This window comes from Albidovulum sp. (genome assembly GCF_041919395.1).
Classification (GTDB): domain Bacteria; phylum Pseudomonadota; class Alphaproteobacteria; order Rhodobacterales; family Rhodobacteraceae; genus Albidovulum.
Map to the genome: position 1 here is coordinate 1 of NZ_JAYRTX010000052.1, position 22477 is coordinate 22477.

General features: G+C 68.1%; 21 protein-coding genes and 1 pseudogene. 11 read left to right on the forward strand and 11 right to left on the reverse strand.

All coding sequences use genetic code 11. The annotated features are described in order from the left end of the window. The coding region (locus ACMUOO_RS10170) for an SDR family NAD(P)-dependent oxidoreductase (protein WP_413855123.1) at positions 1–410 on the reverse strand (410 nt) is incomplete at its 3' end. 155 nt (positions 411–565) lie between these two features. Further along, positions 566–1756, reverse strand: coding sequence for a phosphoglycerate kinase (locus ACMUOO_RS10175; protein ID WP_301918755.1), 1191 nt, complete (start codon positions 1754–1756; stop codon positions 566–568). A 150-nt stretch (positions 1757–1906) separates the two neighbouring features. On the opposite strand from ACMUOO_RS10175, the gene ACMUOO_RS10180 reads away from it, so the two are divergent. The 3 genes from ACMUOO_RS10180 to ACMUOO_RS10190 all read left to right on the forward strand — a co-directional run bounded on the left by ACMUOO_RS10180 (position 1907) and on the right by ACMUOO_RS10190 (position 4107). Beyond that, complete coding sequence (locus tag ACMUOO_RS10180) at positions 1907–2413, forward strand: peptidylprolyl isomerase (RefSeq protein ID WP_413855126.1); 507 nt, start codon at positions 1907–1909, stop codon at positions 2411–2413. Between the two features lie 61 nt (positions 2414–2474). Continuing rightward, positions 2475–3020: a peptidylprolyl isomerase gene (locus ACMUOO_RS10185; protein WP_413855133.1), complete on the forward strand. Its 546-nt coding sequence runs from the start codon at positions 2475–2477 to the stop codon at positions 3018–3020. A gap of 109 nt (positions 3021–3129) precedes the next feature. Continuing rightward, positions 3130–4107 (forward strand): DUF3179 domain-containing protein, encoded by a 978-nt coding sequence (locus tag ACMUOO_RS10190; RefSeq protein WP_301918922.1) that lies wholly within the window; start codon positions 3130–3132, stop codon positions 4105–4107. 13 nt (positions 4108–4120) lie between these two features. Here ACMUOO_RS10190 and ACMUOO_RS10195 read toward each other — a convergent pair whose 3' ends face one another. Then, positions 4121–4786, reverse strand: coding sequence for an SOS response-associated peptidase (locus ACMUOO_RS10195; RefSeq protein ID WP_301918758.1), 666 nt, complete (start codon positions 4784–4786; stop codon positions 4121–4123). 47 nt (positions 4787–4833) lie between these two features. Beyond that, positions 4834–6084, reverse strand: coding sequence for a tyrosine--tRNA ligase (gene tyrS, locus ACMUOO_RS10200; protein ID WP_301918923.1), 1251 nt, complete (start codon positions 6082–6084; stop codon positions 4834–4836). A gap of 76 nt (positions 6085–6160) precedes the next feature. Between tyrS and ACMUOO_RS10205 the strand changes: the two genes are divergently transcribed. Then, positions 6161–7267, forward strand: coding sequence for an anhydro-N-acetylmuramic acid kinase (locus ACMUOO_RS10205; RefSeq protein ID WP_301918759.1), 1107 nt, complete (start codon positions 6161–6163; stop codon positions 7265–7267). A 9-nt stretch (positions 7268–7276) separates the two neighbouring features. Here the strand turns inward: ACMUOO_RS10205 and rarD are convergent, their stop codons facing one another. Beyond that, positions 7277–8191 (reverse strand): EamA family transporter RarD, encoded by a 915-nt coding sequence (gene rarD / locus ACMUOO_RS10210; RefSeq protein ID WP_301918760.1) that lies wholly within the window; start codon positions 8189–8191, stop codon positions 7277–7279. Between the two features lie 316 nt (positions 8192–8507). Here rarD and ACMUOO_RS10215 point away from each other — a divergent pair, with 316 nt between their 5' ends. Further along, on the forward strand, positions 8508–9275 hold the full coding sequence (locus ACMUOO_RS10215; protein WP_301918761.1) for an SDR family NAD(P)-dependent oxidoreductase: 768 nt from the start codon (positions 8508–8510) through the stop codon (positions 9273–9275). 71 nt (positions 9276–9346) lie between these two features. On the opposite strand, the gene eno is transcribed toward ACMUOO_RS10215, so the two are convergent. Next, positions 9347–10624: a phosphopyruvate hydratase gene (gene eno / locus ACMUOO_RS10220; RefSeq protein WP_301918762.1), complete on the reverse strand. Its 1278-nt coding sequence runs from the start codon at positions 10622–10624 to the stop codon at positions 9347–9349. Positions 10625–10693: 69 nt separating this feature from the next. Then, on the reverse strand, positions 10694–11587 hold the full coding sequence (locus ACMUOO_RS10225) for a DMT family transporter (RefSeq protein ID WP_301918763.1): 894 nt from the start codon (positions 11585–11587) through the stop codon (positions 10694–10696). Between the two features lie 196 nt (positions 11588–11783). Between ACMUOO_RS10225 and ACMUOO_RS10230 the strand changes: the two genes are divergently transcribed. The 4 genes and pseudogenes from ACMUOO_RS10230 to ACMUOO_RS10245 all read left to right on the forward strand — a co-directional run bounded on the left by ACMUOO_RS10230 (position 11784) and on the right by ACMUOO_RS10245 (position 15077). Then, a complete protein-coding gene (locus tag ACMUOO_RS10230) occupies positions 11784–13313 on the forward strand; it encodes a trimethylamine methyltransferase family protein (RefSeq protein ID WP_301918764.1) in 1530 nt (509 codons plus the stop codon). A 193-nt stretch (positions 13314–13506) separates the two neighbouring features. Continuing rightward, a pseudogene (gene rplU / locus ACMUOO_RS10235) lies at positions 13507–13953 on the forward strand (50S ribosomal protein L21); the annotation flags it as partial. An 18-nt stretch (positions 13954–13971) separates the two neighbouring features. Further along, complete coding sequence (rpmA, locus tag ACMUOO_RS10240) at positions 13972–14241, forward strand: 50S ribosomal protein L27 (RefSeq protein ID WP_301918765.1); 270 nt, start codon at positions 13972–13974, stop codon at positions 14239–14241. 296 nt (positions 14242–14537) lie between these two features. After that, positions 14538–15077: a GNAT family N-acetyltransferase gene (locus tag ACMUOO_RS10245; protein ID WP_301918766.1), complete on the forward strand. Its 540-nt coding sequence runs from the start codon at positions 14538–14540 to the stop codon at positions 15075–15077. A 110-nt stretch (positions 15078–15187) separates the two neighbouring features. Here ACMUOO_RS10245 and ACMUOO_RS10250 read toward each other — a convergent pair whose 3' ends face one another. After that, positions 15188–15811, reverse strand: a complete 624-nt coding sequence (locus tag ACMUOO_RS10250) for a hypothetical protein (RefSeq protein WP_301918767.1) — start codon at positions 15809–15811, stop codon at positions 15188–15190. Between the two features lie 307 nt (positions 15812–16118). Then, entirely contained in the window at positions 16119–18845 is a 2727-nt protein-coding gene (gyrA, locus tag ACMUOO_RS10255; protein WP_301918768.1) for a DNA gyrase subunit A, read from the reverse strand. Between the two features lie 202 nt (positions 18846–19047). Here gyrA and ACMUOO_RS10260 point away from each other — a divergent pair, with 202 nt between their 5' ends. Together ACMUOO_RS10260 and ACMUOO_RS10265 are read left to right on the forward strand one after the other, a co-directional pair. Further along, on the forward strand, positions 19048–19329 hold the full coding sequence (locus ACMUOO_RS10260; protein WP_301918769.1) for an usg protein: 282 nt from the start codon (positions 19048–19050) through the stop codon (positions 19327–19329). A gap of 145 nt (positions 19330–19474) precedes the next feature. Continuing rightward, a complete protein-coding gene (locus tag ACMUOO_RS10265; protein WP_301918770.1) occupies positions 19475–19894 on the forward strand; it encodes an OsmC family protein in 420 nt (139 codons plus the stop codon). A gap of 112 nt (positions 19895–20006) precedes the next feature. On the opposite strand, the gene ACMUOO_RS10270 is transcribed toward ACMUOO_RS10265, so the two are convergent. Continuing rightward, complete coding sequence (locus ACMUOO_RS10270; protein WP_301918771.1) at positions 20007–20261, reverse strand: GlsB/YeaQ/YmgE family stress response membrane protein; 255 nt, start codon at positions 20259–20261, stop codon at positions 20007–20009. A 61-nt stretch (positions 20262–20322) separates the two neighbouring features. Then, a complete protein-coding gene (gene typA / locus ACMUOO_RS10275; protein WP_301918924.1) occupies positions 20323–22140 on the reverse strand; it encodes a translational GTPase TypA in 1818 nt (605 codons plus the stop codon). Positions 22141–22477 lie beyond the last annotated feature (337 nt).

The following is a 22477-nucleotide window of genomic DNA, read 5'->3' on the forward strand; positions in this document are numbered from 1 at the left end:
ACGTTGAGGATCCGCCCGCCGCCCTGTTGCAGCATGTGCGCGACCGCCCGCTTGGTCAGGATGGTCAGTGCCGCGACGTTGACCATGACGGAGGACATCTCGCGGTCGAAGTCGCGCCCGGCGAAGGGTCCGTTGGCACCAAGGCCCGCGTTGTTCACGACGATCTCGATGTGCCGCCTGAGTGCCGCCTTGCGCCAGAGCGTCTCGACTGCCTCCGGGTTGCCGAGGTCGGCGGGCCAGACCTCCACCGCGATCGGGTGCCTTGCCCGCAGGTCCTCGGCCAGACGCTCCATCTTCGCCGCCTGCCGTGCGACAAGGATCAGATCGCGCCCCTCGGCTGCGGCGATCCGGGCGAATTCGACGCCGAGACCCTCCGAGGCGCCGGTGATCAGCGTCCATTTGGCGGCCATGGTCTCTCCCTCCGGTTGCGATCGCCCGCTGCGGCGGCCCGGTTTTGTTGGTGACGCAGGATTGCGGCAAAACCGGGGAGGATGCCGCAGTGACAGGCGCTTTCGCCAGAGCGGCGGCCGACGTGCAATCTGGTCGCAGGCCGCGCGCCGGCGCCTCAGGCGCCGAGCGCGGCGACACCTGGCAGGACCTTGCCTTCCATCCATTCGAGGAAGGCGCCCCCCGCAGTGGAGATGTAGCTGAAATCCCCCGCCACGCCCGCCTTGTTCAGCGCCGCGACAGTATCGCCGCCGCCTGCGACCGAGACGAGCCGCCCGCCGCGCGTCAGTTCTGCCGCCTTCCGCGCCGCTGCATTGGTTGCGGCGTCGAAAGGCTCGATCTCGAAAGCGCCGAGCGGGCCGTTCCAGATCAGCGTGCGGCAACGCGCGAAGACTTCCGCTATCAGGTCGACGGTCTCGGGTCCGGCGTCGAGGATCATCGCGTCGGGCGGGCAGGCGTCGGCGGCGACCGTCTGGTTGGCCGCACCCGCCTTGAATTCCCGCGCCACGACCACGTCGACGGGCAGCTCGACCGAGCAGCCCGTCTTCTTCGCCTTCTCCAGGATCTCGCGTGCGGTGTCTGCCATGTCCCGCTCGGCGAGCGAGGCGCCCACCTCGATCCCCTTGGCCACAAGGAACGTGTTGGCCATGCCGCCGCCGATGACGAGGTGATCGACCTTCTCCACGAGGTTGCCGAGGAGGTCGAGCTTCGTCGAGACCTTCGCCCCGCCGACCACGGCGACGACCGGCCGCTCCGGATCGCCCAAGGCCGCGTTCAGCGCCCTGAGTTCCGCCTCCATCAACCGTCCGGCGCAGGCGGGCATCAGATGCGCGATGCCTTCGGTCGAGGCGTGCGCCCGGTGCGCGGCCGAAAAGGCGTCGTTGACATAGATCTGACCGAGCGCAGCCAGAGCCGCCGCCATCGCCGGGTCGTTCTTCTCCTCGCCCGCGTGAAAGCGCGTGTTCTCCAGAAGGAGAACGTCGCCGGGCTCCATTGCCGCGACCGCCTTCTTCGCCGGCGCTCCGATGCAGTCCTCGGCGAAGGCGACCTTCCGGCCAAGCGCCGCTTCCAGCGCCGGCAAGGTGACGCGCAGGCTCATCTCGGGCACGACCTGGCCCTTCGGCCGCCCGAAATGCGCCAGCAGAACCGGCTTGCCGCCGCGGCCCAGGATGTCCCTGATCGTCGGCACGATCTTCTCGATCCGTGTCGCGTCGGTGACCTGGCCCGCCTCGACCGGCACGTTGATATCCACCCGGACCAGCACCGTCCGGTCCGCCATCTCCATGTCGTCGATCGTTTTCCAGGCCATATGCGCGAATCCTTCCGTCCCGGCGGTTTTCCGCAAATCTAACCGCCGCCTGGGGTCAAGCCTAGGCGATCCGCCAATCTTGCGACGCTTTGCCCTTTTCAGGGGCGTCCGAGGCGACTAGGTTCCCCCCCGACATCGAAGGAGACCACCATGGCAGAGATCAAGGACCCGGAAAACACGATCATCATGACGCTGAAGGACGGCGAGGTCGTGATCGAGCTTCTGCCCGACGTGGCGCCCAAGCATTCCGAACGGATGAAGGTTCTCGCCCGGGCGGGCAAGTACGACAACGTCGCCTTCCACCGCGTGATCGAGGGCTTCATGGCGCAGACGGGCGACGTGGAGCACGCCAACATGGAGGATGGCTGGAACCCGCGTCGCGCCGGCACGGGCGGATCGGACCTTCCGGACCTGCCGGCGGAGTTCTCGCGGCTGCCGCACGACCGCGGCACGCTCGGCGCCGCGCGGTCGCAGAACCCCAACTCGGCCAACAGCCAGTTCTTCATCAATTTCAACGACAACCATTTCCTGAACGGCCAGTACACCGTCTACGGCCGGGTGATCGCCGGGATGGAGCATGTGGACAGGATCCAGCGGGGCGAGCCGCCGGCGGCCCCCGACCGCATGATGTCTGTGAAGGTTGCGGCCGATGTCTGATACCCGCGTCTTCGTCGGCTCGATGCTGGCCGGCCTCACCGCGCTCGGCGTCGCCGTCTTCATGTACACGAGCAGCAACCGCGCCATGGCGGCCGAGGACGGGCCGGGCCCGAACCTGGTGATCACGGTGGCGGGCGAGGCGGCCAATGGCACGGTCGTCATCGACCTTCTGCCCGATGTCGCGCCCAAACACGTCGCCCAGATCACCGAGCTTGCCCGCACCGGCGCCTACAACAACGTCGTCTTCCATCGCGTCATCGATGGCTTCATGGCCCAGACCGGAGATGTGAAATACGGCAAATGGGGCGAGGACCTGTCGATGGCCGGCACCGGCAAGTCGGACCTGCCGAACATCCCGGCGGAATTCTCGGACCTGTCGTTCCAGCGTGGGGTCGTCGGCATGGCGCGCTCCACCAACCCGAACAGCGCCAATTCGCAGTTCTTCATCATGTTCGCGCCCGGCGAGTTCCTGAACGGCGAGTATACGGTCGTCGGCCATGTCATCGCGGGCATGGAGGTCGTCGACGCGATCAAGAAGGGCAGCCCCGACCTCAACGGCGCGGTGGACAACCCCGATCGCATGGTGTCGGTCACGGTCGAGCAGTGAACTTCGGCGCCATAGGGTAAAACTCCGGTGAGCGCGCGCGGACGTGACCGCGCGTTGCCACGGTCAGGGTGCAGACTGCGGGAAACGCCGGAGGTGCCCCGTGAAACGTCTGCGCAATCTTGTGGCCGCCCTCGGCCTGACGCTGATCGCCCTCGCCGCTTCGGGCGCGGCGTTGGCCGGCCCCGAGGCCTGGCGGGCGGAATGGCCGAGGACCGACTTCGCGCGCACGAACGTGGACCTCGCCGAAATCCTGTCGGGCGGGCCGCCGAAGGACGGCATCCCCGCCCTCGACGCGCCGCGGACGATTCCGGCGGGCAAGGAGCGCCGGCTTTCGGACCTCGAGCCGGTCATGGTCCTCGAACTCGCGGGCCAGGCCCCGCGGGCCTGGCCGATCCGGTATCTGACCTGGCACGAGATCGTCAACGACACGGTGGGCGACATGCCGGTTGCGGTCACCTTCTGCCCACTCTGCAACGCCGGCATCATCTTCGACCGGCGGCTCGCCGGACAGGTCCTGAGCTTCGGCGTCTCGGGCAAGCTGCGTCATTCCGACATGATCATGTATGACCGCGAGACCGAAAGCTGGTGGCAGCAGGCGCTCGGGGAAGGGATCGTGGGGACGATGACCGGACGCAAGCTTGCGCAACTGCCCGGCTGGATGGAAAGCTGGGGCAGCTTCAGGGCGCGCAATCCCGACGGGCTGGTGATGGACGAACCGGACTGGCCCCGCAGTTACGGCCGCAATCCCTATGCCGGCTACGACAGCCTGTCCCGGCCGTTCCTCTATTCCGGCGAGATGCCGCCTTACGGGATCGAGCCGCTGTCACGCGTTGTGCGGGTGGGCAACCGGGCATGGCCGCTGGAAAGGGTTGCGAAGGCCGGCGAACTCACGGAGGCCGGCGTCACGATCTCCTGGACCGAAGGCCAGGCATCCGCGCTCGATGCGAGCCAGATCGCGAAGGGCCGCGATGTCGGCAACATCCGCGTGCGCGATGCGGCGACCGGGCGCGACCTTGTCCACGATGTCCTCTTCGCCTTCGCGTTCCAGGCGTTCCATCCGAAGGGCAAGTGGATGATCGGCCCCTGAGCGCCGTCGCGACTCAGAGGTCGAAACCCTCCGGTTCAATCATTTCCGGCCCGTCGTCGGCGATGCCGAAGGGGCGCACCCGCCGAACCGCGTAGCGCCCGGTCCAGCCGGTGCCGAGCGTGGCGATGGTCTCCACGTCGCCCATCCCCTGCGCGAGCCAGGGCGCGATCTCGGCCTCCGTCAGGATGATCGGCATCCTGGGATGCAGATGCGCGATCTGCGGGTCGGCCTCCCGCGTCAGGATCGCGGCCGTCAGGCTGCCGTCGGGCCGCGGCGCCCAGAGACCGGCGAAGAGGAACACGGGGATGTTCTGTTCCACCGTGATGAGCCAGGGCTGCTTGTGCCCCTTTTCGCCGGTCCATTCGTAGTAGCCCGAGGCCGGGATGACGCAGCGGCCATGCTTCCAGGCCGCTCGGAAGACCGGCTTCTCGGCCGCGCTCTCGATCCTCGCGTTGAAGGTCGTTGCCTTCCACTCGCTCGCCTCGCCCTGGAAAAAGCCGGGAATGAACCACCAGCGCGCCTCGGCCGCGACGAGTCCCCCGCGCGTCTGGGCGGCCAGGGCGATCGTCTCGGTGGGCTTGATGTTGTAGCTGACGCGGGTCGTCGCGCCACGCAGGATCGACAGGGCCCCGTGATAGTTGGCCCAGTTCTCGTCGCCGATCATGAATCGCCCGCACATGGGGAAAGCCTAGTGCGGTGGCGCGGCAATGGAAACGCCGCGCCGGCTCAGCCCAGCACCACGAGCGCGTGCCGCTTGCGGCCCGCCGTCAGCTTCACCGGCTCCACAAGCTCGCCCGCGCCGAAGAGAAGGCCGGCGTCTGTCACGAGGTCGTCGTTCACCCGCGCGCCCCCCTCGGCGATGAGCCGCCTCGCGTCCTTGCCTGACTTGGCGAGGCCTGAGCGCACGAAGAGCTGCGCGATGCTGATTCCCTCGCCAAGCTCCGCGACGCTCAGATGCAGCGTCGGCAGGTCGTCGCCCACGCCACCCCGCTCGAAGACCTCGCGCGCGGTGGCCTCGGCGGCGACGGCGGCGTCATCGCCGTGGGCGAGCGCAGTCACCTCGTTGGCAAGCCTGATCTTGGCCTCGTTGATCGCAGCGCCTTCGAGCGCGCCCAGCCGGTCGCATTCCGCCACCGGAAGCTCGGTGTAAAGCTTCAGGAACCGCCCCACATCGGCATCGGTCGTGTTGCGCCAGTACTGCCAGAACTCGTACGGGCTGAACATGTCGGGGTTCAGCCAGACCGCACCCGACATCGACTTGCCCATCTTCCTGCCGTCCGACGTGGTCAGAAGATGCGAGGTCAGGCCGAAGATCTCGCGGTCGAGCACCCGCCGCGTCAGGTCGATGCCGTTGACGATGTTGCCCCACTGGTCCGATCCGCCCATCTGCAGAAGGCAGCCGTAGCGGCGGTGCAGTTCGAGAAAGTCGTAGGCCTGCAGGATCATGTAGTTGAATTCGAGAAACGACAGCGATTGCTCGCGGTCGAGCCGTGACTTCACGCTCTCGAACGACAGCATCCGGTTGACGCTGAAATGCCGCCCGATGTCGCGCAGGAAGTCGAGGTAGTTGAGCCCGTCGAGCCATTCCGCGTTGTTCAGCATCAAGGCATCCGTGGGCCCGTCGCCGAAGCTCACATAGGCCGCGAAGACCTTCCTGATCCCGGCGATGTTGGCATCGATCTGTGCCGGCGTCAGCAGCGGCCGCTCCTCGGCGCGGAAGGACGGATCGCCCACCTTGGTCGTGCCGCCGCCCATCAGCACCAGCGGCTTGTGCCCGGTCTTCTGCAGCCAGCGCAGCATCATGATCTGGATGAGCGAGCCGACATGCAGCGACTCTGCGGTCGCGTCAAAGCCGATATAGGCCGGCACCACACCCTTCGCCAAAGCCTCGTCCAGCCCCTGATAATCGGTGCAGTCGGCCAGGAAGCCGCGCTCGATCATCACGCGCATGAAGTCGGATTTCGGATGGTAGGTCATTGCCGGATCGTCCATTCTGCGATTGAAGGCCCGTATATCGGCGCGGGAAGCCAAGGGGAAGGGCCAAGGGGCGGACATGTTGGGGGCAGAGCCGGTCTGGGCACTCGGCACGATGTCGGGCACGTCGCTCGACGGCGTGGACGCGGCCCTCGTGCGCACCGATGGGGAGCGCATCGTCGCCTTCGGAGAGGCCGCGTATCGTCCCTACACCGAGGCAGAGCGCGCCGTGATCCGCGCCGCCCTCGGCCGCTGGCCGGGCGAGGCGGGCGTAGCCGAGGCCGCCGAGGTCGTCGAGACCGCCCATGCCGCACTGATGGCGCCGCTTGCCGCCCGGGCCGAGCTTGCGGGCTTCCACGGCCAGACGCTCGCGCATGACCCGGGCGGCGGCCGCACCCATCAGGCGGGCGACGGGCAGGTGCTGGCCGAGGTCCTCGGCCTTCCCGTGGTGTGGGATTTCCGCTCGGCCGACGTGCGACTGGGCGGGCAGGGGGCCCCCCTGGCGCCCTTCTTCCACTTCGCCTGCGCGAGATGGATCGGGGCGGAGGCGCCGCTTGCCTTCCTGAACCTCGGTGGCGTCGGCAACCTCACCTGGGTGGACCCTCGCGCCCCGGCGCCCGAGACACCGGGCGCCTGCATCGCCTTCGACACCGGCCCTGCAAACGCGCCGGTGAACGACCTTGTGCGGGCGCGGCGTGGCCGCGACTGCGACGAGGGCGGGGCGCTTGCCGCCACCGGCGACCCCGACGACGCGATCGTCGCCCGCTTCCTGCGGCATCCCTACTTCTTCCGGATGCCGCCGAAGTCGCTCGACCGTGACGACTTCGCCTTCCTTCTCGACGATGTCGCGGGTCTCTCCGATGCCGATGCGGCCGCGACCCTCACGGCTGCTGCCGCCGCCGCCGTGGCGCAGGGGGCCCAGCATTTCCCCGCGCCCGTCGCGCGCCTTCTCGTGACCGGCGGCGGGCGGCACAACGCAACCTTGATGGCGATGATCGCCGCACTTCTCGACTGCCCGGTTCAGCCGGTGGAGGCGGCGGGTCTCGACGGCGACATGCTGGAGGCACAGGCCTTCGCCCATCTGGCGGTGCGGGTCGTGCGCGGCCTGCCAACCTCGTGCCCGGGAACCACAGGCGTCGGGGCGGCCGTGGGCGGAGGCAGGGTCAGCCGGCCGAACCGGGGCTAGGCAGGCAGGTCACCTTCCGGCCCGTCTCGCCTGACGGATCATGCTGAGCGTGTAGAGCGCGAGCGCCGCCCAGGTCAGCGGGAAGGCCACCGCCCGCGCCGCGCCGAAGGGCTCGCCGAAGACGAAGACGGCGGTCAGGAGGATCATCGTTGGCGTGATGTACTGCATGATGGCGATCGTGGAGAGCGTGAGCCCCTTGGCGCCGTTGGCATAGAGGATGAGCGGTATGGCGGTGACGAGGCCGCAGCCCAGAAGTATCCCGGTGTCGAAGGGCACGCCCTGCAGGAAGTGGCCCTGCCCGGTCCGCGCCAGCCAAAGGGTGTAGCCGAGCGCGAAGGGGGTGAGCAGAAGCACATCGAGCATGAATCCCTGATTGGGTCCGATCGGCAGCCACTTCTTCAGGAAGGCGTAGGCGCCCCAGGTCAGGGTGAGCCCCAGCGCCACCACCGGCAGGCGCCCCGCCTCCCAGGTCAGGATTGCCACCGCCGCGAAGGCAAGCGCGATCGCCACCCACTGCGCGGGCGCGAGCTTTTCGCGCAGGACGGCCCAGCCCACCAGGACGGAAAAGAGCGGGTTCACGTAGTAGCCGAGCGCGGCGTCAAGCGCGTGGCCCGAGCCGATCGACCAGACGTAGATGCCCCAGTTGACCGAGATCAGCGCAGCCGTCAGTGCCGCCATGACCAGCGTCCGGGGCGTCCGGAAGGCGCGGGCGAGGTCCGCGGTCCGCCCCGTGGCCACCAGCACCACGCCGGCGACCGGCACCGACCAGAGGACGCGATGCGCGATCACCTCGATCGCTGGCACATGTGCCAGCGCCTTCATGTAGAGCGGCAGGAATCCCCAGAGCAGATAGGCCCCGAGCGCGAAGGCGAAGCCGGGAATCGTGTCGCCGGTCTCGGCCGGGTGGTGTGGCGTATCGGTCATGGTTCGCTCCTCGGCGGCCTGCCTATCGCAGCCGTGCCGCAACCGCCACGGGGGCGATTGTGTCGGGCACAATCGTGGCGGCGCACTGGCGCCATATCACGCCTCAATCCAGCCGGCGCCCGGCGGCTTCGCAGCCGCGGGTTCAGGCGGCCAAGGGTGCGGGGGCTGCCGCCCCCCATTCCGGCCGCCCCATTCCGACCGCGGCGGTCTGCGGTCACGCCCGACGGGTCGCGCCTGCGGGGGCGCGAGGCACGGCCGCGTTGCCAGCCTCCCGCCGATCGGCCTAGTGTTCCGGCAAGATCGGCGGAGGGCGGCAATGGCAGGGGTGGCAGGACGGGTGGCGCTGGTCACCGGGGCAGGGGCGCCGGGCGGGATTGGTTTCGCGACGGCCCGGGTGCTGAGAGCGGCGGGCGCGCGCGTGGCGATCACCGCGACCACCGCGCGGATACACGACCGCGCGCGCTCGCTTGGGCCTGATGTCTTCGCGACGACCGCGGACCTGCGGCAGCCCGAGGAGGTGACCCGGCTGGCGGCAGAGACCGAGGCGGCGCTTGGTCCGGTCGAGATCCTCGTCAACAACGCCGGCATGGTCCAGACCGGCGTCGCGCTTCCCGGCGGTCATCTCGCCGAGATCGACGACGCCGCCTGGGCCTACGGAATCGAGATCAACCTCACCTCCGCCATGCGCCTCAGCCGCGCCCTAGTGCCCGGCATGTGCGCCCGGGGCTACGGCCGGATCGTGCAGATGTCCTCGGTCACCGGTCCCGTCGTGGCGATCGCCGGCAGCGCCACCTATGCGGCGGCCAAGGCGGGACTGATGGGGCTCACGCGCGCGCTCGCGCTGGAAGTGGGGCCGAAGGGCGTGACGGTGAACGCCGTCGGCCCCGGCTGGATCCAAACCGATTCCTCAAGCGCGGCCGAGATCACGGCCGGGTGCCACACCCCAGTAGGTCGACCCGGCCGGCCGGACGAGGTCGCCCATGCCGTCCTCTTCCTCGCCGCCGAGGAGGCAAGCTATGTCACCGGCCAGCTCATCGTCGTCGATGGCGGCAATACCTTGCAGGAATACAAGGTCGCCCTGTAAATTCCCGTCTGTCAAAGAAAATCCGCCGGATGCGGGTTTGCCTCCGGGGGTATTCCGGGCGACGGAGAAACTCAGCCGCGCAGGATCGAGCGGCCGGCGTAGTCGGACGTCTCGCCAAGCGCCTCCTCGATGCGGAGGAGCTGGTTGTATTTCGCCAGCCGGTCCGACCGTGCCAGCGATCCGGTCTTGATCTGGCCGCAGTTGGTGGCGACCGCGAGATCGGCGATTGTCGCGTCCTCGGTCTCGCCCGAGCGATGCGACATGACGTTGCTGTAGCGGGCACGGTGCGCCATCTCGACCGCTTGCAGCGTCTCGGTCAGCGTGCCGATCTGGTTGACCTTCACCAGCATGGAGTTCGCCACGCCCTTGCGGATGCCCTCCGCCAGCCGCGCCGGATTGGTCACGAAGAGGTCGTCGCCCACCAGTTGGCACCGGGCCCCGAGCGCATCCGTCAGAAGCTTCCAGCCCGCCCAGTCGTCCTCGGCGCAGCCGTCCTCGATCGAGATGATCGGATAGTCGGAGACGAGCGCCGCGAGATAGGCCACGTTCTCTTCGGCGCTCAGGGTTTTTCCTTCCCCGGAAAGGACATACTTTCCGTCCTTGAAGTATTCCGTGGAGGCGCAGTCGAGCGCGAGGAACATGTCGTCGCCGGGCTTGTAGCCGGCCTTCTCGATGGCCTTCAGGATGAAGTCGAGGGCATCGCGGGTGGACGAGAGGTTCGGCGCGAAGCCGCCCTCGTCGCCGACGCCGGTTGCGAGACCCGCGGCCGAGAGTTCCTTCTTCAGCGTGTGGAACACCTCGGACCCCATGCGCACGGCCTCGCGAAGGTTCGCGGCCCCCACCGGCATGATCATGAATTCCTGGATGTCGATCGGGTTGTCGGCGTGTTCGCCGCCGTTGATGATGTTCATCATCGGCACCGGCAGAACGCGCGCCGAGGTGCCGCCGACATAGCGGTAGAGCGGCAGGGCGGAGAACTCGGCCGCGGCCTTGGCGACGGCGAGCGAGACGCCGAGGATGGCGTTTGCGCCCAGGCGCCCCTTGTTCGCGGTGCCGTCGATCTCGATCATCAGCCGGTCGATTTCCACCTGGTCCGTGGCGTCGAGGCCGACGACGTTCTCGGCGATCTCGCCGTTCACGGCCGCCACCGCCTCCAGCACGCCCTTGCCAAGGTAGCGCTTCTTGTCGCCGTCGCGCTTTTCCACCGCCTCGTGTGCGCCCGTCGATGCGCCCGAGGGTACGGCGGCGCGGCCCATGGTGCCGTCCTCCAGCGTCACGTCCACCTCGACGGTGGGGTTGCCGCGGCTGTCGAGAATCTCGCGGGCGTGGATGTCGATGATCGTGCTCATGGGGCGCTCCCTCGGCGGAAAGTCTCTGACGCGCCGGTCTTTACGCGCAGGAGGCGCAGAGGGGAAGAACTATTCGGCTGGCGCCGCCGCGCGTCCCCGGGAAAGCCGCCGCTCGCGCTGGTAGGTGTAGAAGGCGGCCCCGAGGATCAGCGCGGCACCGGCCAGCGTCGGCGCGTCTGGGTGCTCGGCGAAAAAGGCCATGCCGATCACCATCGAGAAGATCAGCCGCGAATAGCGGTAGGGCATGAGCGCGGAGGCATCGCCGATGCGCATCGCGGCGACGATGGCATAGTAGCCCGACGTGCCGGCCGCGACCGCGGCCGCCATCCTGCCGAGATCGGGCAGCGAGGGCAGGGCGCCGCCGCCCGAGACGGCGAGGAAACCGAGCCCGATGACCGCGACGGCCAAGAAGCCATGGCAGGCGACGGCGCCCGAGGGCAGGTCGGCGGGGACCTTGCGGGTGATGATGTCGCGGAACGCGATCGAGATCACCGTGACGAGCACGAGCGCGGCGGCTGGCTCGAAGCCCTCAAGCCCCGGCCGGATGATCATCAGCACTCCGAAGAAGCCCAGGGTGACGGCGGTCCAGCGGCGCCAGCCGACCGTCTCGCCGAGAAACAGTGCCGCCGCGGCGGTGATGGCGAGCGGTGTCGCCTGGAAGACCGCGGCGACGGTGGAGATGGGGACGAGCGCGAGCGCCGGGATGAAGGTCGCCCCCGAGATGCACTCCGCCAGATTGCGGAGCATCACGGTGCCGGAACGGAAGCCGCGCAGGACGCCGCGCCGCCCGGTGTCGCCGATGATCGCGAAGAAGACTGCCGCGCCGCCGAGGCCGAGGAGCAGCATCACCTCGCCCAGCGGCAGCCGGGTGGTAAGGTCCTTGACGAGCGCATCCTCCACCGCGAAGGCCGCCATGGAGAAGGTGACGACGAGCCCGCCGCGCAGGTTCTCGGCCGCCGTCACGGGCGGCTCCGCGAAGCCGCGCCGCAGTCGGGGGTGCTCGGGCAGTGCATGGGGGCTCGGTCTGGCATGTCAGCGCTCTAGGCTATTCCGGGGGCAGGCGGAAGGGGCGTTCCGACGGCACCGTCACGGCGCTGTCGCCGGCGGACAAGACTTCGCGCCGCCCGCGCCCGAGCCTTGGCTGCGAAGGGAGCCTGCCATGACCGAACACCGCCGCCAGGGGCGCGAGGCGCGCCGCACCGCCGCGCCCGCGCGGGTCACGAACTATCGCCGCCTCCGCCACCCGTTCGCGCCGCAACGGGTGCTCTCGGAGGACGCGGTGGCGGCGATCCACGAGACCGCCCTGCGAGTGCTCGAAGAGCTCGGCATCGTCGTCCTCCTGCCCGAGGCGCGCATGATTTACGCCCGGGGCGGCGCGATCGTCGACGAGGGCACCGGCCTTGTCCGCATCGGGCGCGAGATCGTCGCAGCCGCGCTTGCCGCCGCCCCGCGGTCCATCCGCATCCGCGCCGCGAACCCCGCGCGCGAACTGGTCTACGAGGAGGGCGCGCTGATCTTCTCGCCGGGGGCGGGATGCCCGAACACGCAGGACCGCGTCCGGGGCCGCCGCCCGGGTTGCCTTCAGACCTACGAGGAGACGCTTAAGCTGCAGCAGAGCTTCGACGTCATCCACAAGCTCGGCCCCTCGTCGGAACCGCAGGACGTGCCCACGCCCTTTCGCCACTATGCGACGATGCGGGCGCAGCTGACGCTTTCGGACAAGCCGCTCTTCGTCTATGCGCGCGGCCGCAGGCAGATCGGGGACAGCTTCGAGATGGTCCGCCTTGCCAACGGGCTGTCGGACGAGGAGTTTTCCGGTGGCGCCTGGTGCACCACGGTCATCAACACCAATTCGCCGCGCCAGATCGACAGGCCGATGGCCGAGGGCATCATCGACTTCGCCCGTGCCGGGCAGTTGTCGATCATCACCCCCTTCTGCCTTGCCGGCGCCATGGCGCCGGTGACGGTGGAGGGCGCGCTCGTCCTCCAGCACGCCGAATGCCTCGCGGGGATCACGCTGGCGCAGCTCGCGCGGTCCGGGGCTCCGGTCAGCTACGGCGGCTTTTCCTCGAACGTCGACATGAAATCGGGCGCGCCGGCCTTCGGCACGCCGACCCATATCCGCATGGCGATCGGCACTGGCCAGCTTGCCCGACACATCGGCTTGCCCTGGCGATCGGCGGCCGGTTCTGCCGCGAACGTGGCGGACATGCAGGCAGCGGGGGAGAACCACATGGGGCTCTGGGCCTGCCTCATGGCCAACGCCACGCTGACGATCCACGCGGCGGGCTGGCTCGAGGGCGGGCTCTCCTTCGGCTACGAGAAGTTCATCAACGACGTCGAGGCATTGCAGATCATCGCCGAACTCTGCCAGCCGCTCGGCCAGACCGAGGCGGACCTCGGATGGGAGGCGCTGGCCGATGTCCAGCCGGGCGGGCATTTCTTCGCCACCCCGCACACGATGGAGCGGTTCGACCGCGCCTTCTACGCGCCGCTGGTGGCCGACCTTGCCAACTTCGGCACCTGGGAGGCGGCGGGCGGAAAGACCGCGACGGAACGGGCGACGGCGATCTGGCAAGGTTTGCTCGCTGGTTTCCGCCCTCCCGAGGGCGCGGAGGGCCGGGGCGAACGGATCGCCGGATTCGTTGCGCGGCGTGCCGCGGAAGGGGGCGCGCCGCCGCCAGACTGATGCGTCGGGAACGTCTTGACTTTCCCGCCCTCCTGCCCGATAAGCCCCGGGTCCCGGCGGGTCTCTGGCCCGGCCGGGATTATGATTTCAACGATCGTCCCCGAGCGGGGGCGCGCTGTCCGAGGCGGGGGAGACCCCTCAACGCCGGTTCGCACCGGGGCCGCAGGGCGCGGGAAACACGAAGGAAAGACCCATGTTCGCGGTCCTCAAGACGGGCGGCAAGCAGTACAAGGTTCAGGCGGGCGACGTGCTCCGCGTGGAACTGATTTCCGCTGCCCCGGGCGACAAAGTCCAGTTCAACGAGATTCTCATGGTCGGCGGCGACGCCCCCGTGCTCGGCGCGCCGCTCGTCAAGGGCGCGGCCGTTCAGGCCGAGGTCATCGACGAGATCAAGGCCGACAAGGTCATCACCTTCTGGAAGCGTCGCCGCAAGCACTCCTCGCAGCGCACCCGTGGCCACCGGCAGAAGCTGACGCTTGTCCGCGTGACCGACATCCTTGCCTCCGGCGCGGAGAAGTCGGGTGTGAAGGAAGCCATCGGCACTCAGGCCGCCCGCATCGCGGCCCACAACACCGCCGCGCCGGCCGAGAAGAAGGCCGCCCCGAAGAAGGCTGCGGCCAAGAAGGCCGAAACGGCCGAAGCGAAGGAGTAAGACCCCATGGCACACAAGAAAGCAGGCGGTTCTTCCCGCAACGGCCGCGACAGCGCGGGCCGTCGTCTCGGCGTGAAGCTCTATGGCGGTCAGGCGGCACAGCCGGGCGCGATCATCGTGCGCCAGCGCGGCACCGAATGGTGGCCGGGCGAAGGCGTCGGCATGGGGCGTGACCATACGATCTTTGCCACCGCCGAGGGCCGCGTGACCTTCAAGAAGGGTCTGAAGGGCCGCACCTTCATCTCCGTCCTTCCCGTGGCGGAGGCAGCCGAGTAAGCCGAACCTTTACAATCGGATTGTAGGAGGGGATCGGCCGAAGGGCCGGTCCCCTTCCTCGTTTGCGCGCAGGAGTTCTCAGAAATGGGCATCGAAGACAAGTTTCGCGGCATCGTGACCGCCCGCGCGGCCGCGCTGCGGTTGATGCCGTCACTCTCGCGCCCCATTTGGGGTATAAGTGGCAAGAGGGTGCCGCATCGGCCGGGAGGGGCCGGGCATCCGCGTGCGAGTGTCGAGGGGTTCCCGGCCGGTAGGGCGGCCGCACTTCTCGCCATGCGTTCCGGAGGAGGGAAGGGATGATTCAGGAACAGATCGTGGTTCAGCCGACGATAGCGGCTGAGCGTTTCGTGCTGCGTCCGCTCAGGCGGTCGGACGCCGGGCTGATCGCGATGTACACGGCAGACCGGCGTGTGGCCGAGGGCACCCGCACCATCCCCCATCCGCTGCCGCCCGGCGCCACCGAGGCCTATGTGGCCCGCGCGCTCGCCGAGAAGCGGGCGGAGGACGTCTGGGTCATGGACGGTTCCGCCTCGGGCCATGTCGAGGTGATCGGCCTCGTCAGCCTGACGCACATGGACCGCGAGCAGAGCGAGATCAAGTACTGGGTCGCGCCCGCCTTCTGGAACACCGGCTATGCCTCCGAGGCGGTCGCCGCCATCGTCGCTGCGAACCCGCACCGCGCGCGCACGCTCTTTGCCGAGGTATTCCAGGACAACACCGGCTCCGCGCGCGTGCTGACGAACAACGGCTTCGAGTATCTCGGCGATGCCGAGGTCTACTCCGTCGCCCGCGGCGCAACCGTGGCGACCTGGACCTATCTGCGCCGGATGGACTGACCCGCGCGGCCCGCAGCGCCGGATCGAACGCGGAGGCCGGCGGCAAAAGCAAGAACGGCGCGGTCCTCCGGGGATCGCGCCGTCACCATATCAGGGTCGATCGCGCCGCCTCAGCCGACCATGGCGAGGTTGGGATCGTCGCGGAAGATGTTCTCGACCGTCGGTTCCGCGGTCCGCACCGAGGCGAGCCGCAGGACCGGCGCCGCAGCGGGCGCGGGCTCCACGACCGCGGCGGGAGCCGGAACCGGGCGTTCGGCAGTGCGCGTCGGCCGGACCACGGTCACGATGCGGCGCGGGGCGACGGCCTGCACCGGCGTCAGCCGGCGCGCCCGGGGCGTCCAGCGCAGCGCGGCGCGGCGGGTGGCTGCGCGTGGCAGGGTCTGCGTATAGGTCAGGATCAGCGCGCCGATCAGGGCGAGATCGCGCCAGAAGGCTTCCAGATCGCCGGCCGCGGTGTTGTGGATATAGCTGGACCAGAAGAGCACCGTGGCCAGCAGGAGTGCCGCCACCCGCAGCCAGACACCGACCAGAACGAGGTAGGCGGTGACGAAGATCACCGTCTGTCCGGCTGCGCCTGCGTAGGGTTCAGGCAGGAATGTCGCCGTCAGCGGAGAAGCGTCCGTGCCAGGAATGAGACCGACTGCGACCGCGAGGAAATAGGACGCGATGACGATGCGGACGAGGTTCTGCCCGGTCTGTCCGAGATTCTGCGACGTGACTTTCGCGGCCTGCATGATGTGATCCCTTCTCTGGCAGCTTGAGACCAAGAACCCGGGTCACTCGTAAAGCGGAAACAGTCGCCTCCGTGGGGCCGATACTGTCGGCGCAATGCGGCGGCACTTCGGTACCGATGTGGCAGGGTTCGTTAACCATGCCACAACTTTGTGGCGATCCATTTCCCGGCGGCCAGCCAATGCACGCTCGGAAGGCGCATTGTCCTCAGTCCGGAAATGCCACTTCTGATTGTGGGGCGGCGTCGGAACTTCCCCCCGAGGAATGATTCGGGACCGCTGGGGGCGACACGCCCCGGACCATTACGGCCTATTCGCCCGCCTCGTCCTCTTCCTGGTCGGCGATCCGCGCGACCGAAACCACTTCCTCGCCCGCGCCGGTGTCGAAGACCTTCACCCCGCCCGCCGATCGCGAGCGGAAGCTGATGCCCTCGACCGGGCAGCGGATCGACTGGCCGGTGGAGGTGGCCAGCATGATCTGGTCGTCCATCTCGACCGGGAAGGACGCGACGAGCGATCCGCCGCGCATGGCCTTGTCCATCGCCATGACACCCTGGCCGCCGCGCCCGCGCACCGGATAGTCGTGGCTGGACGAGATCTTGCCGGCGCCTTTCGCGGTGACGGTCAGGATCAGGTCCTCGGCCGCCGACATCTCGGCATAGCGTTCGGGCGAAAGCTGTCCCTCGGCGACGGCCTCCTCGTCCTCGTCGGCCGCTTCGTCCTCGGTCACGCCGGCCATCAGGCGACGCTGCCGGAGATAGGCGGCCCGCTCCTCCGGGGTCGCCTCGAAATGGCGGATGACGGACATGGAGACGACGCTGTCACCCTCGGCCAGCCGCACCCCGCGCACGCCGGTGGAATCGCGACCCTTGAAGACCCGCACTTCGGTCGTCGGAAAGCGGATCGCGCGGCCGAGCGCGGTGACCAGCATCACGTCGTCGTTCTCGTCGCAGATGCGGGCATTCACGAGGCTGACGCCTTCGGGCAGCTTCATCGCGATCTTGCCGTTGCGCATGACGTTGGTGAAATCCGAAAGCGCGTTCCGGCGCACGTCGCCCTCGGAGGTGGCGAAGAAGATCTGCAGCGCCTCCCATTCCTCCTCGGGGACATCGACGGGCATGATCGCGGCGATGGAGACGCCCTGCGGGATCGGCAGGATGTTGATGATTGCCTTGCCCTTCGCCGTCCGCCCGGCAAGCGGCAGCCGCCAGCACTTCAGCTTGTAGACCATCCCGTCGGTGGTGAAGAAAAGAAGCTGCGTATGGGTATTGGCGACGAAGAGCGTGGTGACGACGTCATCCTCCTTCGTCTGCATCGAGGCGAGGCCCTTGCCGCCGCGCCGCTGGCTGCGGAATTCGGCGAGGGCGGAACGCTTGATGTAACCGCCCGAGGTGATGGTCACGACCATGTCCTCGCGCTCGATCAGGTCCTCGTCCTCCATGTCGCCGGCCCAGTCGGCGATCTCTGTCCGGCGCGGCACGGCGAAGGCTTCCTTCACCTCGCGCAGCTCGTCCGAGATGATCGCCATGATCCGCTCGCGCGAACCCAGAATGTCGAGGTAATCCTTGATTTTCGCGGCCAGATCCTGGAGTTCGTCGGTGACCTCCTTCACCCCCATCGCCGTCAGGCGCTGGAGCCTGAGGTCGAGGATGGCGCGGGCCTGCGTCTCGCTGAGGTTGTAGGTGCCGTCCTCGTTCATCTTGTGGGTGGGATCGTCGATCAGCCGGATGTAGTCGGCGATATCGGCCGCCGGCCAGCGCCGGGTCATCAGCCTTTCGCGAGCCTCCGCCGGATCGGCCGAGGCGCGGATCGTGGCCACGACCTCGTCGACGTTCGAGACGGCCACGGCGAGACCGCAGAGGATGTGGCTGCGTTCCCGTGCCTTCCTGAGTTCGAAAGCTGTCCGCCTTGCCACAACCTCCTCGCGGAAGCTGATGAAATGCGTGAGGAAATCGCGCAAGGTGAGTGTCTCGGGCCGGCCGCCGTTCAGCGCCAGCATGTTGCAGCCGAAGGTGGTCTGCATCGGCGTGAACCGCCAGAGCTGGTTCAGCACCACCTCTGCCGTTGCGTCGCGCTTGAGCTCGATGACGACGCGCACGCCGACGCGGTCGCTTTCGTCCTGCACATGGGCGACGCCTTCAATCTTCTTGTCGCGGACCATCTCGGCGATCTTCTCGATCATGGTCGCCTTGTTCACCTGATAGGGAATCTCGTCGAGCACGATGGCGAAGCGGTCCTTGCGCAGTTCTTCCACCCGCGTCTTCGCCCGCACGATGACGCTGCCCCGGCCTTCGAGATAGGCCTTCCGGGCGCCTGACCGGCCGAGGATCAGCCCCCCCGTCGGGAAGTCAGGCGCCGGGATGATCTCCATCAGCGCCTCGATCGAAAGGTCCGGGTCGGCGATCAGCGCCAGCGTGCCGTCGATCACCTCGCCGAGGTTGTGCGGCGGGATGTTCGTCGCCATGCCGACGGCGATGCCGCCTGCGCCGTTGACGAGCATGTTGGGGAAGCGTGCCGGCAGGACCGTCGGCTCCTTGTCCTTGCCGTCGTAATTGTCCTGGAAATCCACCGTCTCCTTCTCGATATCGGCGAGAAGGGCGGCGGCCGGCTTGTCCATGCGGACCTCGGTGTAGCGCATGGCCGCGGCGCTGTCGCCGTCCATCGAGCCGAAGTTGCCCTGGCCGTCGAGAAGCGGCAGGGACATCGAGAAATCCTGCGCCATCCGGACGAGCGCGTCATAGATCGCGGCGTCGCCGTGGGGATGGTATTTCCCCATCACGTCGCCGACGGGCCGGGCCGACTTGCGGTAGGGCTTGTCGTGGGTGTTGCCGGTCTCGTGCATCGCGTAAAGGATGCGCCGGTGCACCGGCTTCAGCCCGTCGCGAAGGTCGGGAATGGCGCGGCTCACGATCACGCTCATCGCGTAGTCGAGATAGGCCGTCTTCATCTCCTCGGCGATGTCGACCGTGGGACCATCGTAGGCCGCGCGCCGAGGCTTTTCCTCAGCGTTTTCAGGGGTTTCCGGCGTGTCGGTCACGGCTTTTCGCCCTTCGTTCGGAGGCCCGTTGCGGGCGCTAGATATTGTTGGGTGCGACTATACCCCATGCCATCCGTTGGGTGCAATGGCGCGCGGGCGGCTTTCGGGCAGCGCCGGTAACACAAAGATAACACATTGTTTTCATTCCCGTTAACCGCGACTCGCGTATCATGTCGGCAGGAGGGCACTGACGGAGGCACTCATGCGCGCGAACACGCCGGGGGCCGAGACGGAGCTGATGCTGAAGGGCTACGGGCTCACGACGGCCGAATTCTATTACCGGATGCCGGATTTCCGGCATGTCCTCAACAGCTTCGTCTGGCAGGAATACGACCTCGCCCCGGACTATCCGGAGCTTTTCCGCTTCATCGAGTTCTGGCAGGAAAAGATCGAGGGGCCGCTGCATTCGGTGCGCTTCACCCACCGCAAGCTGATCGCCCCCGGCGAGTGGCGCAACGTCGTGGGCGAGTTCCGGCTGCACTGACGCGGGCGCGTCGGATCGCCGTCTGCACGTGGCTGCGGGGCCGCGTGCCTGCGTGCCGGTTCGCCGGGCGGGCAGGGCGCGGAAAGCCGGTTGCGGCGCGCCCGCCGGCGTTTCATAGAGGGCAGGTGGATCGCAGGAGGGCGGGATGAAGGCAAGGGTGAAATGGGTCGAGGCGCGGTGCTTCACCGGCGAGGTAGAGGCCGGCCACCGGATCGTCCTCGGCAATGCCTTCGAGGGCAGTCCGAAACCGGGGCCGAGCCCGATGGAACTTCTCCTTATCGGCACCGGCGGCTGCGCCGCCTACGACGTCGTCCACATCCTCCAGAAGGGCCGCGAGCCGGTGGAGGACGTCACCTGCGACGTGACGGCGGAACGGGCAGAGACGGAGCCCAAGGTCTTCACGAAGATCCACATGCAGTTCACCGTGACGGGCCGGGGACTCAGCGCCGAGAAGGTCGGCCGAGCGGTGCAGCTTTCGGCGGAGAAGTACTGCTCCGCCTCGGCGATGATGGCGAAGACGGCCGAGGTGACGCACGGGTTCGAGGTGCTCGATACCAGCGCATGACAAGTGCGTCGGGTCCGAGGCTGGCGCGCCCCGCCCCAGCGGGGCGCCTGGACGAATCCGGACCCTTCGCCGTGACCGCGACAGTCCGCGACCTCGCGGGTGGCGAACGCACCTACCCCTGCTTCACCAGCCTCAGCAGGAACAGGAAGATCACCGCGCCGACGGTGGCGTGGACGATGGCGGCCAGCATCCCGCCTCCCATGCCGAAGCCGATCCGGGGCAGGATGAAGCCGGCGATGAAGGCGCCGACGATGCCGACGACGATGTTGCCGACCAGGCCGAAGCCGTAGCCCTTGACGATCTGGCCGGCGAGCCAGCCCGCCACCGCGCCGATCACGAGTATCGCCAGAAGTCCGAACGGTCCCATGAAGCGCTCCCATGCTGATGTGCCAGGAACACTAGCACATCGGGCGCCGTCGGGAAGGGTCTTACCCCGCCCTGGCCTGCCGCTTCCTCTCGTGCGGGTCCAGAAACCGCTTCCGCATCCGCACGATCTTCGGCGTCACCTCCACGAGTTCGTCGTCCTCGACATAGGCGATGGCCTCCTCGAGGCTCATGCGGACCGGCGGCGTCAGCCGTACCGCCTCGTCGGTGCCGCTTGCCCGGATGTTGGTCAGCTTCTTGCCCTTCAGGGGGTTCACCTCGAGGTCGTTGTCGCGGCTGTGCTCGCCGATGATCATGCCCTCGTAGACCTGTTCCTGCGCACCGATGAAGAGACGCCCGCGCTCCTCGAGGTTCCAGAGCGCATAGGCGACGGAGATCCCGTTCTCCATCGAGATGAGGACGCCGACGCGGCGGCCCTCGATCGGGCCCTTGTGCGGCGCCCAGCCGTGGAAGATGCGGTTGAGAACGCCGGTGCCGCGGGTGTCGGTCAGGAACTGGCCGTGGTAGCCGATGAGCCCGCGCGAGGGCACATGCGCCACGATGCGGGTCTTGCCGACGCCGGCCGGTTTCATCTCGACGAGTTCGCCTTTCCGCTGGCCGGTGATCTTGTCGATGACGACGCCGGAGTATTCGTCGTCCACGTCGACGATGACTTCCTCGATCGGCTCCAGCCGCTGGCCACCCTCCTCGCGGAAGATCACCCGGGGGCGGGAGATGGAAAGCTCGAAACCCTCGCGGCGCATGTTCTCGATGAGGACACCCATCTGCAGCTCGCCGCGCCCCGAGACGACGAATGCCTCGCCGCCCGGCGTGTCGGCGACCTTTATGGCGACGTTCGACTCGGCCTCCTTCATCAGGCGCTCGCGGATCACGCGGGACTGGACCTTGGTGCCGTCGCGGCCCGCAAGGGGGCTGTCGTTGATGCCGAAGGTGACGGAGATCGTCGGCGGGTCGATCGGCTGGGCGGGCAGGGGGATGTCGATCTCCGGCGCGCAGAGCGTGTCGGCGACGGTCGCCTTCGACATGCCGGCCAGCGTGACGATGTCGCCCGCCTCCGCCACGTCCACCGCCGTTTGGGCGAGGCCGCGGAAGGCGAGGATCTTCGTCACCCGGAACTGCTCGATCCGCTCGCCCGCGCGGGAGAGCGCCTTCACCTGGTCGCCGACGCGCACGCGGCCGGATTCGATCCGCCCCGTAAGGATGCGGCCGATGAAGGGGTCGGCCGAAAGCGTGGTCGCCAGCATCCGGAAGGGCTTCTCCACATCCGCGATCTGGCGCGGCGCGGGGACATGGCGCACCACGAGATCGAAGAGCGCCGCGAGATCCTTCCTCGGTCCCGCCAGCGTCTCGTCCGCCCAACCGGAGCGGCCGGAGGCGTAGAGATGCGGGAAGTCGAGCTGCGCGTCGTCGGCGCCGAGGTTGGCGAAGAGGTCGAAGACCTCGTTCAGCGCCCGGTCCGGTTCGGCATCGGGCTTGTCCACCTTGTTCAGGACGACGATCGGACGCAAGCCAAGCGCCAGCGCCTTGGAGGTGACGAACTTCGTCTGCGGCATCGGCCCTTCGGCGGCATCGACCAGCAGCACGACGCCGTCCACCATCGACAGGATGCGCTCCACCTCGCCGCCGAAATCGGCGTGGCCGGGCGTGTCGACGATGTTGATGCGGGTGCCCTTCCATTCAACCGAGGTCGCCTTGGCAAGGATGGTGATACCCCGTTCGCGCTCGATGTCGTTGGAGTCCATCGCCCGTTCGGCCACCGCCTGGTTTTCCCGGAAGGCCCCGGACTGCTTGAGAAGCTCGTCGACCAGCGTGGTCTTGCCGTGGTCCACGTGAGCGATGATCGCGATGTTGCGAAGGTCCATGAAGTCCGCCATTTCCTGAAGTTGTGGCCAGATAGAGGAAAACCGGCGCGAAGGCCAGCGCCAATCCGGAGGCACTGGTCAGGACGCGACGGGTGCCAGCGGCATTTGGTCGCCTTGCCGCCCCCCGGGCGCGGGACCGCTAATCGCATCCTCGCATCGGGAAATCCGCCTTGGCCACCACCCAACCCTTCAACGTCATGACCAAGCCCGCGGGACCCTTCTGCAACATCGACTGCAGCTATTGCTACTACACGGAAAAGACGGGTCTCTATCCCGACACCGCGAAGTTCCGGATGCCGGACGAGGTGCTCGAGCGCTATACGCGCGCGCACGTCGC